At 52.2% G+C, this 16,259-nt stretch carries 12 protein-coding genes; 8 read left to right on the top strand and 4 right to left on the bottom strand.

The features are described 5' to 3' along the window. Positions 1-57: 57 nt before the first annotated feature. The 4 genes from pflA to ycaO all read right to left on the bottom strand — a co-directional run bounded on the left by pflA (position 58) and on the right by ycaO (position 6,350). Positions 58-798, bottom strand: a complete 741-nt coding sequence (gene pflA / locus ACUY4S_RS15070) for a pyruvate formate lyase 1-activating protein (protein ID WP_312688577.1) — start codon at positions 796-798, stop codon at positions 58-60. A 194-nt stretch (positions 799-992) separates the two neighbouring features. Beyond that, positions 993-3,275, bottom strand: a complete 2,283-nt coding sequence (gene pflB, locus ACUY4S_RS15065; RefSeq protein WP_312688579.1) for a formate C-acetyltransferase — start codon at positions 3,273-3,275, stop codon at positions 993-995. A 51-nt stretch (positions 3,276-3,326) separates the two neighbouring features. Further along, positions 3,327-4,184, bottom strand: coding sequence for a formate transporter FocA (gene focA / locus ACUY4S_RS15060; RefSeq protein ID WP_458021594.1), 858 nt, complete (start codon positions 4,182-4,184; stop codon positions 3,327-3,329). Positions 4,185-4,589: 405 nt separating this feature from the next. Beyond that, positions 4,590-6,350, bottom strand: a complete 1,761-nt coding sequence (gene ycaO / locus ACUY4S_RS15055) for a 30S ribosomal protein S12 methylthiotransferase accessory factor YcaO (protein ID WP_312688583.1) — start codon at positions 6,348-6,350, stop codon at positions 4,590-4,592. A gap of 137 nt (positions 6,351-6,487) precedes the next feature. On the opposite strand from ycaO, the gene ACUY4S_RS15050 reads away from it, so the two are divergent. From ACUY4S_RS15050 to ACUY4S_RS15015, 8 genes are all read left to right on the top strand, one after another. Continuing rightward, the gene (locus ACUY4S_RS15050) at positions 6,488-7,180 is read left to right on the top strand and encodes a DUF421 domain-containing protein (RefSeq protein ID WP_312688585.1); all 693 of its coding nucleotides are present in this window, start codon (positions 6,488-6,490) and stop codon (positions 7,178-7,180) included. A gap of 162 nt (positions 7,181-7,342) precedes the next feature. Then, entirely contained in the window at positions 7,343-8,428 is a 1,086-nt protein-coding gene (serC, locus tag ACUY4S_RS15045; RefSeq protein WP_458021593.1) for a 3-phosphoserine/phosphohydroxythreonine transaminase, read from the top strand. Positions 8,429-8,497: 69 nt separating this feature from the next. Beyond that, a complete protein-coding gene (gene aroA, locus ACUY4S_RS15040; protein WP_458021592.1) occupies positions 8,498-9,781 on the top strand; it encodes a 3-phosphoshikimate 1-carboxyvinyltransferase in 1,284 nt (427 codons plus the stop codon). A gap of 136 nt (positions 9,782-9,917) precedes the next feature. After that, the gene (gene loiP, locus ACUY4S_RS15035; RefSeq protein ID WP_312688591.1) at positions 9,918-10,682 is read left to right on the top strand and encodes a metalloprotease LoiP; all 765 of its coding nucleotides are present in this window, start codon (positions 9,918-9,920) and stop codon (positions 10,680-10,682) included. Between the two features lie 164 nt (positions 10,683-10,846). Then, entirely contained in the window at positions 10,847-11,530 is a 684-nt protein-coding gene (cmk, locus tag ACUY4S_RS15030; protein ID WP_312688593.1) for a (d)CMP kinase, read from the top strand. 113 nt (positions 11,531-11,643) lie between these two features. Beyond that, positions 11,644-13,317 (top strand): 30S ribosomal protein S1, encoded by a 1,674-nt coding sequence (gene rpsA / locus ACUY4S_RS15025; RefSeq protein ID WP_017456188.1) that lies wholly within the window; start codon positions 11,644-11,646, stop codon positions 13,315-13,317. A gap of 175 nt (positions 13,318-13,492) precedes the next feature. Beyond that, positions 13,493-13,777 carry an integration host factor subunit beta gene (gene ihfB / locus ACUY4S_RS15020; RefSeq protein WP_007374142.1) on the top strand — a complete coding sequence of 95 codons (285 nt, stop codon included), beginning with the start codon at positions 13,493-13,495 and terminating at the stop codon, positions 13,775-13,777. A gap of 216 nt (positions 13,778-13,993) precedes the next feature. Next, the gene (locus tag ACUY4S_RS15015; RefSeq protein ID WP_458021591.1) at positions 13,994-16,258 is read left to right on the top strand and encodes a ComEC family protein; all 2,265 of its coding nucleotides are present in this window, start codon (positions 13,994-13,996) and stop codon (positions 16,256-16,258) included. Position 16,259 lies beyond the last annotated feature (1 nt).

Below are 16,259 nucleotides of genomic sequence, written 5' to 3'. Positions count from 1 at the left end.
CAGCAATAAAAAAGCCACAACATACACGCTGTTGTGGCTTTTTTGTCTCCGGTTCTGTCAGTACATCACTTTATGTCCGTACTGCTCCAGGATGCCTTTGACGCGATCCATAGTCTCTTTTTTCGGCGGGTGAATACCGTCCAGCTTGTACTCTTCACCCATCGCCACCCACTTGTGTTTACCCAACTCGTGATAGGGCAGCAGCTCGATTTTTTCAACGTTACCCATATCGCGGGTAAACTCCCCCAGCCGATGGGCAGAATCGTCATCATCTGACCAGCCCGGCACCACGACGTAACGGATCCAAACTTTGATGCCTTTCTTCGAAAGATACTCGGCAAACTCAAGCGTGCGATGGTTAGAAACCCCGACCAGATTCTGGTGGATTTCGTCGTTCATCTGTTTCAGATCGAGCATCACCAGGTCGGTCACTTCCAGCAATTCATCAATCACTGGATCGTAGCGGCGCACAAAGCCGTTCGTGTCGAGGCAGGTATGAATACCTTCTTTCTTACAGGCGCGGAACCAGTCGCGGACAAATTCTGCCTGCAGGATGGCTTCACCACCAGAGGCAGTAACACCGCCCCCGGAAGCGTTCATAAAGTGGCGGTAGGTGACGACATCGCTCATCAACTCTTCAACGGTAATTTCTTTACCGCCGTGCGTGTCCCAGGTATCACGGTTATGGCAATACAGGCAGCGCATCAGGCAGCCCTGGAAGAAGGTAATAAAGCGAATGCCCGGGCCGTCGACCGTGCCGCAGGATTCAAAGGAGTGAATGCGACCAATAACTGACATTGCGGTGTTTTCTCCAGATATGGCCCATCCGGGGCCTGTGTCTGCGCAGTTTGATTCCTTCTGCACTAAGTCTGTTCTGGCAGATATCCAGCAATAATAGATGGCTGACAGAGCCTACTTCAGGTGTTAAAAAGGCCCCACTTGCGTGGAGCCTTTATTGTACGCTTTTTATCTCGCGATTTCAGTCAATACCATTACATGGTCTGAGTGAAAGTACGGGTAATAACGTCCTGCTGTTGTTCTTTAGTCAGGGAGTTAAAGCGTACTGCGTAACCAGATACACGGATGGTCAGCTGCGGATATTTTTCCGGGTTTTCCATCGCATCGAGCAGCATTTCGCGGTTCATAACGTTCACGTTGAGATGCTGACCACCTTCGATGGAGGCTTCATGGTGGAAGTAACCATCCATCAGGCCTGCCAGGTTGGTTTTACGTACTTCGTCGTCTTTACCCAGCGCATTCGGAACGATAGAGAAGGTGTAAGAGATACCATCTTTAGCGTAGGCGAACGGCAGTTTGGCAACGGAGGTCAGAGAGGCAACAGCACCTTTCTGGTCACGGCCGTGCATTGGGTTAGCACCCGGTCCGAACGGTGCGCCAGCGCGACGGCCATCCGGGGTGTTACCGGTTTTCTTACCATACACAACGTTAGAGGTGATGGTCAGAACAGACTGGGTCGGGATCGCGTTGCGGTAAGTCGTCAGTTTCTGAATTTTCTTCATGAAACGTTCAACCAGGTCAACCGCCATGTCATCGACACGTGCGTCGTTGTTACCAAACTGCGGGTATTCGCCTTCGATTTCGAAGTCGATAGCCAGACCGTCTTCGTCACGAATCGGTTTAACTTTCGCATATTTGATAGCAGACAGGGAGTCAGCCGCAACGGACAGACCTGCGATACCGCATGCCATCGTACGGATAACGTCACGGTCGTGCAGCGCCATCAGAGAAGCTTCGTAGCTGTACTTGTCGTGCATGTAGTGGATGACGTTCAGTGCGGTGACATACTGTTTAGCCAGCCAGTCCATGAAGTGATCCATGCGATCCATCACTTCGTCGAATTTCAACACGTCGCCTTTGATTGGCTCAGACTTCGGACCAACCTGCATTTTCAGTTTTTCATCAACGCCGCCGTTGATAGCGTACAGCATGGTTTTCGCCAGGTTAGCACGCGCACCGAAGAACTGCATTTGTTTACCCACAACCATCGGGCTTACGCAGCAAGCAATCGCATAGTCGTCGTTGTTGAAGTCCGGACGCATCAGGTCGTCGTTCTCGTACTGCAGAGAAGAGGTGTCGATGGAGACTTTAGCAGCGAATTTTTTGAAGTTCAGCGGCAGTTTTTCAGACCACAGAACAGTGATGTTCGGCTCCGGAGACGGCCCCATGGTATACAGGGTGTTCAGGAAGCGGAAGCTGTTTTTGGAAACCAGAGTACGGCCGTCAACGCCCATACCGCCGATAGATTCAGTTGCCCAAATCGGGTCGCCAGAGAACAGTTCATCATATTCAGGGGTGCGCAGGAAGCGGACCATACGCAGTTTCATGACCAGGTGGTCAATCATTTCCTGCGCGTCTTGTTCAGTGATTTTGCCTGCTTTCAGGTCACGTTCGATGTACACGTCCAGGAAGGTGGATACGCGACCGAAGGACATTGCAGCGCCGTTCTGGGACTTAACCGCGGCCAGGTAGCCGAAGTAGGTCCACTGGATAGCTTCCTGAGCGTTGGTAGCCGGACCAGAGATATCGCAACCGTATTTAGCGGCCATTTCTTTGATCTGACCCAGCGCACGATGCTGTTCAGCGATTTCTTCACGCAGACGGATTGTCGCTTCCAGGTTAACGCCATTTTCCAGGTCAGACTGCAGAGACTGGAACTGGGCATATTTGTCTTTCATCAGGAAGTCGATACCGTACAGCGCAACGCGACGGTAGTCACCAATGATACGGCCACGGCCATAAGCATCCGGCAGACCTGTCAGAACGCCAGATTTACGGCAGTTCAGGATGTCTTTGGTGTAAACATCGAATACACCCTGGTTATGGGTTTTGCGGTATTCGGTGAAGATTTTTTTCAGGGCCGGGTCCAGTTCGCGGTTGTACGCTTTGCAGGAACCTTCAACCATTTTGATCCCGCCAAACGGGATGATGGCGCGTTTCAGAGGTGCTTCAGTCTGCAGACCAACGATTTTCTCCAGCGCTTTGTTAATGTAGCCCGCGTCATGAGAAGTGATGGTAGAGGCAACGGAAGTGTCAAAATCAACTGGCGCATGGGTGCGGTTTTCCAGTTTAACGCCTTCCATTACTTTGTCCCACAGCTTGGTGGTCGCGTCAGTTGCGCCAGCCAGGAAGGACTCGTCGCCTTCGTACGGGGTGTAGTTTTTCTGGATGAAGTCGCGTACGTTTACTGCATTCTGCCAGTCACCTTTCGCAAAACCTTCCCAGGCTGTGGCTAATTTTTCATTAAGCTCGGACATGTAACACCTACCTTCTTAAGTGGATTTTTTATTTACTGCCTGAAACAACCATTAATGATGATCGTTGCCACGCAGGTAAATGACCCAGTATGTCAACCCGACTAATAATCCTCCACCTATGATATTCCCAATTGTTACAGGAATCAGGTTATCAGTGATGAAGTTCATTATTGTCAGGTGAGAAAAACTTTCCGGGCTGGAACCGACTGCGGTCCAGAACTCCGGGCTCGCAAAGTTGCGAATTACGATACCCATAGGGATCATAAACATATTTGCGATGCTGTGCTCAAAACCACTGGCCACGAACATCGCAACCGGTAGCACCATAATCATCGCTTTATCCATCAGACTACGGCCGGAATAACTCATCCACACGGCCATGCAGACCATCAGGTTTGCCAGGATACCCAGTGCAACAGCTTCGACAAATGTATGGTGCAGCTTATGGTCTGCGGTCTGCAGCACGTTTAAGCCCCACCCGCCATTGGCAACCATATACTCGCCAGATAACCACATCAGCAGTACAAACAGCAGTGCCCCTACGAGGTTGCCGACATAGACATTGATCCAGTTACGGGCCAGCTGCCCCCAGGTGATACGGCCACTGGCTTTCGCTACAACAATCAGCACGGTCGAGGTAAACAGATCCGCACCGCAAATGATGCAAAGAATCAAACCCAGTGAGAAACAGATACCACCAATCAGTTTAGCAATACCGAACGGCATCGTCGCTGTACCGGTGGTAGCAGTGATATAGAAAACAAAAGCGATGGAGATAAATACCCCTGCGGTGATCGCCAGGTAGAAAGTCTTAAGCGGATGTTTAGTCGCTTTATAGACACCAGCTTCTTCGGCAACTTTGGCCATCTCTGCTGGAAGTATAAGATCAAAAGGGTTGTCAGCTTTCACACTAACTCTCTCTTTATTAAGTCGGCGACGAGATACTAACAAAGCATTATAGAAGAGAATTTGATATGGATCATATCTCGCCTGGCTTATAGGACCGCAAAGAGCGTGGTTTTTCTACGAATGCGGAGTAACTTGTTGATTATCCAAATAAAAATAAATTTTAAAAATTGCAAAATGAGTTGAATTTTTTTATTCCGCCTCCCGGGAAACAGTTAATTAAAATGGAGTAATTGCCATAGGTATTAACAATATTAGTTTAGGATGATATTAATATTTACCCAACTTTAACTTAAATATTACATACGGCGCTCATTGCCAAAAAATAAATAAAAAGGGGCAATAAAATTGCCCCGTAATATAGCGTAGACCTTTCATTAAGCCTACAGATTGTCATGCTATTTGTCGCTATTTCGACCAGAACGCACGTTTGGCGCGTTGTAATTTTTCGTAAGCGGCTAACAAAGACTGATGCGCCGGGAAGGCTTGCAATGTTCCATCTGCGGGTTGCAGGTCATAGAACGGTGCTTCACCACTCAGCGCCGCACTGGCGGCTTCAACGGCTTGTGCGCCATACATGCGTACAAACGCATTCAAATATTGCAATGGCTGACGGTCTTCTTCCTGCGCCAGCAGCAATAACGTTTGCAGGCAACGGTAGTAGTTTGCGCGCTCGGCGCTAAAGATCGAGGCGTTAAACTCCATAGTCCACTCGGTCCAGGCCAGCGCCTGATCCAGATCACCGCCTGCCAGGGCTAACATCGCTTTCAGTTCGCCAATGCGCAGCGTGTACCAGCCATTGTCTTTGCCTGTCGCCAGACCCAGCAGCTCACGCACGCGGGTAAAGTCATCATGACCTTCATCATCCAACTGGGCGATAAGATCAAGATAGGCTTCTTTATCCCACTCGCTGCCCGGCAGAGAGAGGATAGTCTCGCGAAGATGCGTTCCCATGGTGTTGTTTGCCAGCCAGAGATCTTCGGCCGGATAGATGTCGGACATACCCGGTACCAGAATGCGGCAGGCATACACGCCAAGATGCTCATAATCGGCGATATACACTTCCTTATCTTCGGCCTGGAAGATCGCCATCAGGGTGGCGAACTCCTCTTCCGTGGTGCCAGCAAAGCTCCAGTCAACGAAGGGGTAGTCGGCATCCTGTTTAAACAGATCCCAGGAGATCAGACCGCTGGAATCGATAAAGTGCGTTTCAAGATTGGCATGCTCCGCCACTTCTTCATCGTCAAAGGTTGGCGGGGTAAAGACGTCCAGGTCTTTCAGACCACGGCCTTGCAGCAATTCGGTTACGGTACGTTCCAGCGCTACGCCAAAGTCGGGGTGCGCACCGAAAGAGGCAAAACAGGTGCCGTTAGCCGGGTTGAACAGTACGACACAAATCACCGGGTATTTGCCGCCGAGCGAGCCGTCATAAGCAAAAATTGGGAAACCTTCCGCTTCCAGTTTAGCGATGGCTTCCACCACGCCCGGATAACGTGCCAGTACCTCCTGCGGAATTTCTGGCAGGCTGATGCTCTCGGCAATAATGCGGTTTTTAATATGACGTTCGAAGACTTCCGACAGCCCCTGAACACGGGCTTCGTTGCGGGTGTTGCCTGCAGACATGCCGTTGGAGACATACAGGTTACCGACAATATTCATTGGAATATAGACCGTTTGCTCATCGGACTGACGGGTGAACGGCAGGGCGCAGATCCCACGCGCGTCATTACCGGACTGCAAATCAACCAGCATACCCGCGGCAAGTTCGTTCTCCGGATCGTAAAAGGCGCGCAGACGAGCATCCAGAATACCTTCCGGCAGGCTGTCGTCTTCCGGCAGTGGGAACCATTTTTCGTTCGGGTAATGAACAAATTCACCCTGTGCGACGGCGTCACCCAGCCAGAAATCAGCAAAGAAATAGTTGGTGGACAGACGTTCGAAATACTCGCCCAACGCGGAAGCCAGAGCGGCTTTTTTGGTGGCGCCTTTGCCGTTGGTAAAGCACAGCGCGCACTCTTTATCGCGGATATGCACAGACCAGACGTTCGGAACCGGATTCAGCCAGGAGGCCTCTTCGATGTTAAAACCAAGATCGGTGAGCTTTTGCTGAAAGCGAGCGATGGAATCTTCCAGCGCGGCATCTTTGCCGGGAATAAATGTTTGAGTCATGGCAGTCACTTTTTTCGTACGTAAAGCGCGCAATGATACGGGTTTTGCGTGACTGACGCTATCTTCGACGCCAGCCCGGCGAAAATAAAACTTCTGGCTATGCTTATGGAAAATAACTCACTGTTCAGGCACAAAAAATGAAAGCATTTGACCTGCATCGCATGGCGCTTGACAAGGTCCCCTTTGATTTTCTGGGGGAGGTCGCGCTGCGTAGTCTCTATACCTTTGTTCTGGTCTTCTTATTTCTCAAAATTACCGGACGCCGCGGTGTGCGGCAGATGTCGCTGTTTGAGGTGCTGATTATCCTGACATTGGGGTCAGCCGCCGGGGATGTCGCCTTCTACGATGATGTACCGATGCTGCCGGTATTAGTGGTGTTTATCACTCTGGCAGTGCTTTATCGGTTGGTAATGTGGCTGATGTCGCACAGTGAAAAGTTGGAAGATTTACTGGAGGGTAAACCCGTAGTGATCGTGAAAGAGGGTGAACTGGCATGGGAAAAGTTACATGAAGAGAACCTGACGGAGTTTGAGTTTTTTATGGAGTTGCGCACCAATGGCGTTGAACAGCTAGGGCAGGTTCGCCTGGCGATTATGGAAACCAATGGGCAACTCAGTGTTTATTATTATGCTGATGAAGAGGTGAAGCCCGGCCTGTGCATTTTGCCGGAAGGCTGCAGCGAGCGTTTTAAAAAGGCGCCTGAAGACGGAGAATATGTCTGTGTGCGCTGCAGTAAGATTGTCTCTTTACGCGCCAATGAAAAGAAAAATTGCCCACGATGTGCAAATCCGGAATGGTCGAAGGCCAGCCGGGCAATTCGCATCACATAACAGGGTTTTTATCGGGACTCTTTGGGCAATACAAAACTTTCTGCTATGTGATTTAGCGCACAACTTCTTCCCCGCGGCTATTACCCGTTGCGGCCTGTGGCGCTGGATGATAAAACCGATGTCACAGGAATAACTTATTGCTTTATAGCGTGGTGAGGGGAAATGACTCAGGTCTTTAATTTTAGTTCTGGCCCGGCAATGTTACCGGCGGATGTGCTCAAACAGGCGCAACAGGAACTGTGCGACTGGCAAGGGCTTGGCACATCGGTGATGGAAATTAGTCACCGCGGCAAAGCGTTTATCCAGGTGGCTGAAGAAGCAGAAAAGGATTTTCGCGATCTGCTGAACATTCCCTCCAACTATAAGGTTCTGTTCTGTCATGGCGGTGGGCGCGGCCAGTTTGCCGGCGTTCCGCTGAACTTGCTGGGCGATAAAACCACCGCAGATTACGTTGATGCTGGCTACTGGGCAGCAAGCGCAGTAAAAGAAGCGAAAAAATACTGCCAACCGAATGTCATTGACGCAAAAATCACTGTTGATGGCCTGCGTGGCGTTAAACCCATGCGCGAGTGGCAACTGAGCAGTAACGCGGCCTATCTCCACTACTGCCCGAACGAAACCATCGACGGCATCGCTATTGACGAACCCCCCAATTTTGGTGATGTGGTGGTGGCGGCAGATTTCTCCTCGACTATTTTGTCCCGCCAGATCGACGTGAGTCGCTTTGGCGTGATTTACGCCGGCGCACAGAAAAACATCGGCCCGGCCGGGTTAACGCTGGTGATCGTTCGCGAAGATCTGCTGGGTAAAGCGCATCAGGCCTGCCCGTCTATCCTCGACTATTCCGTGCTGAACGAAAACGACTCGATGTTCAACACGCCGCCGACGTTTGCCTGGTATTTGTCCGGCCTGGTATTTAAGTGGCTGAAACAGCAGGGTGGCGTTGCCGCAATGGATAAACTTAACCAACAAAAATCCGAGCTACTCTATGGTGTGATCGATAACAGCGATTTCTACCGTAATGATGTGGCGAAGGCTAACCGTTCTCGCATGAACATTCCGTTCCAACTGGCAGACAGCGCGTTGGACAAACTCTTCCTTGAAGAGTCTTTCGCTGCAGGTCTGCATGCATTGAAAGGCCACCGTGTGGTTGGTGGAATGCGCGCTTCCATCTATAACGCCATGCCGCTGGCTGGCGTTCAGGCACTGACGGACTTTATGGTCGACTTCGAACGTCGCCACGGTTAATCGCCGCGTTTAGCGTACCCCCGTAGTTGGACTACGGGGTTTTATTCTTTTTGTAGAGAGTGAAGTTTCATGGAATCCCTGACGTTACAACCCATCGCGCGGGTAGATGGCACCATCAATCTGCCGGGTTCGAAGAGTGTCTCTAACCGCGCCTTGCTGCTTGCCGCATTTGCCCGTGGCACCACCGTTCTGACCAACCTGCTGGACAGCGACGATGTGCGCCATATGTTGAATGCCCTCAGTGCGCTGGGAGTTCATTACACCTTATCCGCCGATCGCACCCGCTGCGAAGTGACGGGCGTTGGCGGCCTGCTGCAGTCGACTAAATCACTGGAGCTCTTTCTCGGTAATGCCGGTACTGCTATGCGTCCGCTGGCGGCGGCACTGTGCCTGGGCGCCAATGATATTGTGCTGACCGGTGAGCCGCGCATGAAAGAGCGTCCTATTGGGCATCTGGTGGATGCGCTGCGTCAGGGCGGTGCAAAAATTGATTATCTCGAACAGGAAAATTACCCTCCGCTGCGCTTGTATGGCGGCTTTACGGGGGGGGATGTCAGCGTTGATGGCAGTGTCTCCAGCCAGTTTTTAACCGCACTGCTGATGACCGCGCCGCTGGCACCGCAGGACACTGTCATAACGATTAAAGGCGATCTGGTGTCCAAACCGTATATCGACATTACCCTGCATCTGATGAAAACCTTTGGTGTTGAGGTCGAAAACCAGCAGTACCAGCGTTTTGTTGTGCGCGGTAACCAGCAATATCACTCTCCGGGTCAGTATCTGGTGGAAGGGGACGCCTCATCAGCGTCCTATTTTCTGGCAGCCGCCGCGATTAAAGGCGGTACGGTAAAAGTGACCGGTATTGGCCGCAATAGCGTGCAGGGCGATATCCGCTTTGCCGATGTGCTGGAAAAAATGGGCGCGACAGTGGTCTGGGGCGATGATTATATTGCCTGCACCCACGGTGAGCTGAACGCGATTGATATGGATATGAACCATATCCCGGATGCGGCAATGACAATTGCCACGGCGGCGTTGTTCGCCAAAGGCACTACCCGGCTGCGAAACATTTATAACTGGCGCGTAAAAGAGACGGACCGCCTGTTTGCGATGGCAACGGAGCTGCGTAAAGTCGGGGCGACGGTGGAAGAGGGCGAAGACTATATTTGCGTCACGCCGCCGGCAAAACTGCAGCTGGCGCAAATCGGGACCTATAACGATCATCGTATGGCGATGTGCTTCTCGCTGGTGGCGTTGTCGGACACACCGGTGACGATTCTCGACCCAAAATGTACTGCCAAAACGTTCCCGGACTACTTTGAACAGTTGGCCCGCATTAGTACCCTTGCCTGAGACGTTTTTCTCTCCCGCCTGACCAGGGCGGGAGGATCTACCCGCTATTGTTGAGAGTGTCGCCCGCCTTTTGCGCCATGTTACTATTCGCCCGGGATTCTTTCCCGCGATTCAACTCGTTAAACATGGACTGTCTATGAAAAAAACAATGATTTTCAGCTGCCTGATGGCGGCAACTCTGGTCTCTGGCTGTAAAAACATGGGTAGCATCAACACTGATGCGCTGGCTAAATCCGGTATGTCTGCCTACAAAGCGGCGACGCTTAGTGATGCAGATGTGAAGGCGCTCTCTGAGCAGTCTTGTGCGGAAATGGACAAGCAGAACAGTGTGGCGCCAGCCTCCAGCACTTATGCGAAACGCCTCGACAAAATCGCCAAAGCGCTGGGTAACAATATCGATGGCACGCCGGTGACCTACAAAGTCTATATGACCAAAGAGGTTAACGCGTGGGCAATGGCGAATGGCTGTATTCGCGTCTACAGCGGTCTCATGGATATGATGACCAACAATGAAGTCGAAGCCGTGCTGGGTCATGAAATGGGGCACGTGGCACTGGGCCACAGCCGCAAAGCGATGCAGACAGCCTATGCGACACTGGCTGCGCGTGACGCCATCTCCGCCAGCAGTGCGGCGGGTGCGCAACTCTCTCAGTCTCAGCTTGGTGATCTTGCAGAGAACATGATTAACTCCGCTTTCTCGCGTAGTCAGGAATCCGCTGCTGATGATTTCTCCTATGATTTGCTGAAAAAACGTAATATCAGCCGTCAGGGATTAGTCACCAGCTTTGAGAAACTGGCGAAGCTGGATGCCGGTTCTGAGAAGTCGATGTTTGATTCTCACCCGCCTTCAGCGGAGCGTGCTCAGCACATCCGTGAGCGCATTGCCGCTGATAAGAAATAAGTCCCTCCTGTCGGGCTGGTGCAAATCAGCCCGCTTCCTGCACAATTCTTCTACACTCAGCTTCATATATTCCGTTATTCGCACACGGGAGTAACTATCGTGTGCATAGCCGCGTATAATGCGCGGCGTTTATGTAACGGTATGCCTTGATTAAGGAGAAAAAGATGACAGCAATTGCCCCGGTAATCACCATTGATGGGCCAAGTGGTGCAGGTAAAGGCACCCTTTGCAAGGCAATGGCGGAAGCGTTGCAATGGCATCTGTTGGACTCAGGCGCAATTTATCGTGTGCTGGCGTTAGCGGCGTTACACCACCATGTTGACGTGACCTCTGAAGAGGTACTGGTTCCGCTGGCCGCGCATCTGGATGTGCGTTTTGTCTCGACCAATGGCAACCTGGAAGTGATTCTGGAAGGCGAAGATGTTAGCGGTGAAATCCGCACTCAGGAAGTGGCGAATGCGGCATCGCAGGTGGCAGCCTTTCCGCGCGTGCGCGAGGCGTTGTTGCGCCGCCAGCGTGCGTTCCGCGAAGCGCCGGGCCTGATCGCCGACGGGCGCGATATGGGCACCGTTGTGTTTCCCGATGCCCCGGTGAAAATTTTCCTTGACGCCTCTTCTGAAGAGCGTGCGCACCGCCGTATGCTGCAGTTGCAGGAGAAAGGCTTTAGTGTTAACTTTGAACGCCTTTTGGCCGAGATCAAAGAACGCGACGATCGCGATCGTAATCGCCCCGTTGCGCCGTTAGTGCCTGCTGCCGATGCTTTAGTACTCGATTCAACCCGTTTAAGCATTGAGCAAGTGATTGAGAAAGCGCTACAATATGCTCGCCAAAAATTGGCCCTCGCATAATTGCGACCGAATTTGCAGTACCCCCGTTGCAATGGAGTGACAGCGGGTATGTTAAACAACCCCATCCGGCATGGAGCCAGGTGGACGTTAAATATGAAACCTGAAGATTAAACATGACTGAATCTTTTGCTCAACTGTTTGAAGAATCCTTAAAAGAAATCGAAACCCGCCCGGGTTCCATCGTTCGTGGTGTTGTTGTTGCTATCGACAAAGACGTAGTACTGGTTGACGCTGGTCTGAAATCTGAGTCCGCCATTCCGGCTGAGCAGTTCAAAAACGCCCAGGGCGAGCTGGAAATCCAGGTTGGTGACGAAGTTGACGTTGCTCTGGATGCAGTAGAAGACGGCTTCGGTGAAACCCTGCTGTCCCGTGAAAAAGCTAAACGTCACGAAGCTTGGATCACGCTGGAAAAAGCTTACGAAGACGCTGAAACTGTTACCGGTGTTATCAACGGCAAAGTTAAAGGTGGCTTCACTGTTGAGCTGAACGGTATTCGTGCGTTCCTGCCAGGTTCTCTGGTAGATGTTCGTCCGGTCCGTGACACTCTGCACCTGGAAGGCAAAGAGCTTGAGTTCAAAGTAATCAAGCTGGATCAGAAGCGTAACAACGTTGTTGTTTCCCGTCGTGCGGTTATCGAATCCGAAAACAGCGCAGAGCGCGATCAGCTGCTGGAAAACCTGCAGGAAGGCATGGAAGTTAAAGGTATCGTTAAGAACCTCACTGACTACGGTGCATTCGTTGATCTGGGCGGCGTTGACGGCCTGCTGCACATTACCGACATGGCATGGAAACGCGTTAAGCATCCGAGCGAAATCGTAAACGTTGGCGATGAAATCACTGTTAAAGTGCTGAAATTCGACCGCGAACGTACCCGTGTATCTCTGGGCCTGAAACAGCTGGGCGAAGATCCGTGGGTTGCTATCGCTAAACGTTACCCGGAAGGCACCAAGCTGACTGGTCGCGTAACTAACCTGACCGACTACGGCTGCTTCGTTGAAATCGAAGAAGGCGTTGAAGGCCTGGTTCACGTTTCCGAAATGGACTGGACCAACAAAAACATCCACCCGTCCAAAGTTGTTAACGTTGGCGACGTAGTGGAAGTTATGGTTCTGGATATCGACGAAGAACGTCGTCGTATCTCCCTGGGCCTGAAACAGTGCAAATCTAACCCGTGGCAGCAGTTCGCTGAAACCCACAACAAGGGCGACCGCGTTGAAGGTAAAATCAAGTCTATTACTGACTTCGGTATCTTCATCGGCCTGGACGGCGGTATCGACGGCCTGGTTCACCTGTCTGACATCTCCTGGAACGTTGCAGGCGAAGAAGCAGTACGTGAATACAAAAAAGGCGACGAAATCGCAGCCGTTGTTCTGCAGGTTGACGCAGAGCGTGAGCGTATCTCTCTGGGCGTTAAACAGCTCGCAGAAGATCCGTTCAACAACTACGTTGCACTGAACAAGAAAGGCGCAATCGTAAACGGTAAAGTGACTGCAGTTGACGCGAAAGGCGCAACCGTAGAACTGGCTGACGGCGTTGAAGGTTACCTGCGCGCTTCTGAAGCTTCCCGTGACCGCGTTGAAGACGCAACTCTGGTTCTGAATGTAGGCGACGACGTTGAAGCTAAATTCACCGGCGTTGACCGTAAGAACCGTGTAGTTAGCCTGTCTGTTCGTGCGAAAGACGAAGCTGACGAGAAAGATGCAATCGCTTCTGTTAACAACAAACAGGAAGAAGGCAACTTCTCTAACGCTATGGCTGAAGCTTTCAAAGCAGCGAAAGGCGAGTAAGTTACTCCCAACCTCGCGGACTGTAGTGACGAAGTTAACGTGCTACAGTCCGAAGGATGACGAGTCACTTGACAGATTGCAGGATTCGTCCTGTAATCAATGACAAAGGGCGGCTACGGCCGCCCTTGTTAAAGCTAGTAAGCGAATTTTTGCCTTGAAGGAAACCGGAGGAATCATGACCAAGTCAGAATTGATAGAAAGACTTGCAAGCCAGCAATCTCATATCCCGGCAAAAGCTGTGGAAGATGCCGTAAAAGAGATGCTGGAGCATATGGCCTCTACTCTTGCCCAGGGTGAGCGCATTGAGATCCGCGGTTTCGGCAGTTTTTCTCTGCACTATCGTGCTCCTCGTACCGGGCGTAACCCGAAAACAGGCGACAAAGTGGATCTGGAAGGAAAATACGTTCCGCACTTTAAGCCGGGTAAAGAATTACGCGACCGCGCCAATATTTATGAATAAGGTTTAGCGAGTCGCTAAAACTTACACAGCAAAAAAGCACCCGCAGGGTGCTTTTTTGTTTCCTGTCGTTCGGTATTCCCTGCGGCCTTGATCGCAATGATACTTGCGCAAAATGTAACGCAGCAAAAAAGTCTCTGCCTGCGCCGCAAAGCTCTAAAATCACTCCAGACAGCACCACGGTAGCGTCACATACTCTCCGGCAACAAGGAGTCAGATATGACGTTACCAGCGCTTGCCGCCTGTATTTTATCGGGCATTTTGCCCCTGCTCGTGTTACCCGTTTTACCCGACATTGGCGTTGTCTGGTGTGCGCTGGCATTCGGTTGTGTGCTTGCCTGTTACCGCGCGCCCATATTGCGGTACACCGGCTATACCCTGATCTTTTTTGCATGGGGGATCCTTGCCGCGCAGCAATCCCTCTGGCCAACACAGTACCTGCCCGGAAGCAATCGTCGCGTTGAGATAACTATCACCGACACCGACAACATGACCCGACACCGGGGGAAAATCATCCGACTGAACGGGGAGCGTCTCTTTCCGGCACCGGGTATTGTGCTCTATGGCGAATATTTGCCGCAGCAAGTTTGCGCCGGTCAACGTTGGGCAATGACCGTCCGGGTGCGGGCTGTCCATGGGCAACTGAATGAGGGGGGATTCGACTCGCAGCGCTATGCACTGTCGTCCCATTTACCCCTCAATGGGCGGATCATTAACGCCGAGGTGCTGGATAGCCGCTGCAGCTGGCGCGCGGCGTATTTACAGTCGCTGAAAGAGCGACTGGCTTCCTACTCCTGGCAACAGGTCATACTGGCGCTGGGTATGGGGGAGCGATCCGCACTGGATGGCGAAGTGAAAGATGTCATGCGGCAAACAGGAACGGCACATCTGATGGCGATCTCGGGTTTGCATATCGCGCTTGCCTCGATGATGGGATGGCTGCTGGTGCGTGTTGCACAGTTCTGCTTTCCCGCCCATGCGATTGGCTGGCATTTGCCTCTGTTGACCGGGGTGGGCTGCGCGATGAGTTACGCCTGGCTTACGGGGTTGCAGCCCCCTGCTTTACGCACCGCAATTTCGCTTGGCGTCTGGGCTGCTTTAAAGTTGTCTGGCCGGTTATGGTCGCCATGGCAAGTCTGGCTGTGTTGTGTTGCAGCAATCATTGCAACCGATCCGCTGGCGATACTTTCCGACAGCCTTTGGCTCTCAGCCTTTGCTGTTGCAGCGTTGCTGTTCTGGTATCAGTGGGTGCCCGCGCCATGGAAGCAGCAGCGTAAATGGGTGCGCGCATGCCTGAATCTTGTGCACCTACAAGTGGGGATGACGCTGCTGCTTTTACCCATCCAGTTGTCGGTTTTCAACGGGATCAGCCTGAGCTCACTCATCGCCAATCTGGTGGCGCTACCGCTGATCACATTCATTACGGTGCCATTGATCCTGGCCGGTATGGTGCTGCATTGGGTGGGGCTGTCGCTGGCAGAAACGGCATGCTGGTATGGTGCAGACAGGTCGCTGGAGATCGTGTTTGCGTTTCTGCGCGGGTTACCCGCCGGCTGGCTGAGCATAGACAGGCGTTGGCAGTGGCTGGCCTGGGCACCCTGGTTTATGTTAGCGGCTGCGCGTTTTCGCTTGTGGTGCCATTCTCCCGCGCTCTGCATAGCATGCTTTGTCACTCTGGCATTCCCCTTCTGGCGGTCTGAGCGGGCAGGGGAGTGGTCGGTCCATATGCTGGATGTCGGGCATGGGCTGGCTATGGTGATTGAGCGTAACGGCAAAGCGCTTCTCTTTGATACCGGGAATGCCTGGCCGGGTGGAAACAGCGGCGAACAATTGATCGCGCCATGGCTTCGTTGGCGAGCATTAGAGCCCGAAGGCGTTATCCTGAGCCATGAGCATTTGGATCACCGGGGGGGCCTTGAAAGTTTGCGGAAATCCTGGCCCGCAATGTGGATACGCAGTCCGTTGGGATGGGGCGATCATCAGCCTTGTTTTCGCGGCGAGAACTGGCAATGGCAGGGATTAAACTTTCGTGCGCATTGGCCGCTGCCGGGCGAAAAAAGAACGGGGAATAATGGTTCATGTGTGGTGAGCGTTGATGATGGGCTGTATCGTATTCTGCTGACGGGTGATATCGAAGCGCAGGGCGAAATGACCATGCTGAGTCACTACTGGCAGCATCTTAAAGCTACACTGGTACAGGTTCCCCACCACGGCAGCAATAGCTCCTCGACGCTGGCGTTTATTCAGCGTGTGGGAGGCGAGGCCGCGCTGGTATCGACATCGCGTTATAACGCGTGGCGATTACCTTCGCCCAAAGTGGCTGAACGCTACCGTCAGCAAGGGTATCGCTGGTTGGATACGGCCCATCAGGGGCAGATCACCGTCTCTTTTACCGCGCGCGGCTGGGAAATCCATAGCTTACGAGATCAACTTTTACCTCGTTGGTATCATCAGTGGTTTGGCGTCCCCAGCGATAACAGGTAGA

This window comes from Kosakonia beeri, from assembly GCF_054165705.1.
This window is presented reverse-complemented; position numbering and strand designations above follow the sequence as displayed.

Coding starts and splice junctions, on each gene's coding strand:
- ACUY4S_RS15015 (WP_458021591.1), top strand. CDS start 13,994: ATGACGTTACCAGCGCTTGCCGCCTGTATTTTATCGGGCATTTTGCCC.
- loiP (WP_312688591.1), top strand. CDS start 9,918: ATGAAAAAAACAATGATTTTCAGCTGCCTGATGGCGGCAACTCTGGTC.
- ycaO (WP_312688583.1), bottom strand. CDS start 6,350: ATGACTCAAACATTTATTCCCGGCAAAGATGCCGCGCTGGAAGATTCC.
- pflB (WP_312688579.1), bottom strand. CDS start 3,275: ATGTCCGAGCTTAATGAAAAATTAGCCACAGCCTGGGAAGGTTTTGCG.
- pflA (WP_312688577.1), bottom strand. CDS start 798: ATGTCAGTTATTGGTCGCATTCACTCCTTTGAATCCTGCGGCACGGTC.
- ACUY4S_RS15050 (WP_312688585.1), top strand. CDS start 6,488: ATGAAAGCATTTGACCTGCATCGCATGGCGCTTGACAAGGTCCCCTTT.
- ihfB (WP_007374142.1), top strand. CDS start 13,493: ATGACCAAGTCAGAATTGATAGAAAGACTTGCAAGCCAGCAATCTCAT.
- aroA (WP_458021592.1), top strand. CDS start 8,498: ATGGAATCCCTGACGTTACAACCCATCGCGCGGGTAGATGGCACCATC.
- rpsA (WP_017456188.1), top strand. CDS start 11,644: ATGACTGAATCTTTTGCTCAACTGTTTGAAGAATCCTTAAAAGAAATC.
- serC (WP_458021593.1), top strand. CDS start 7,343: ATGACTCAGGTCTTTAATTTTAGTTCTGGCCCGGCAATGTTACCGGCG.
- cmk (WP_312688593.1), top strand. CDS start 10,847: ATGACAGCAATTGCCCCGGTAATCACCATTGATGGGCCAAGTGGTGCA.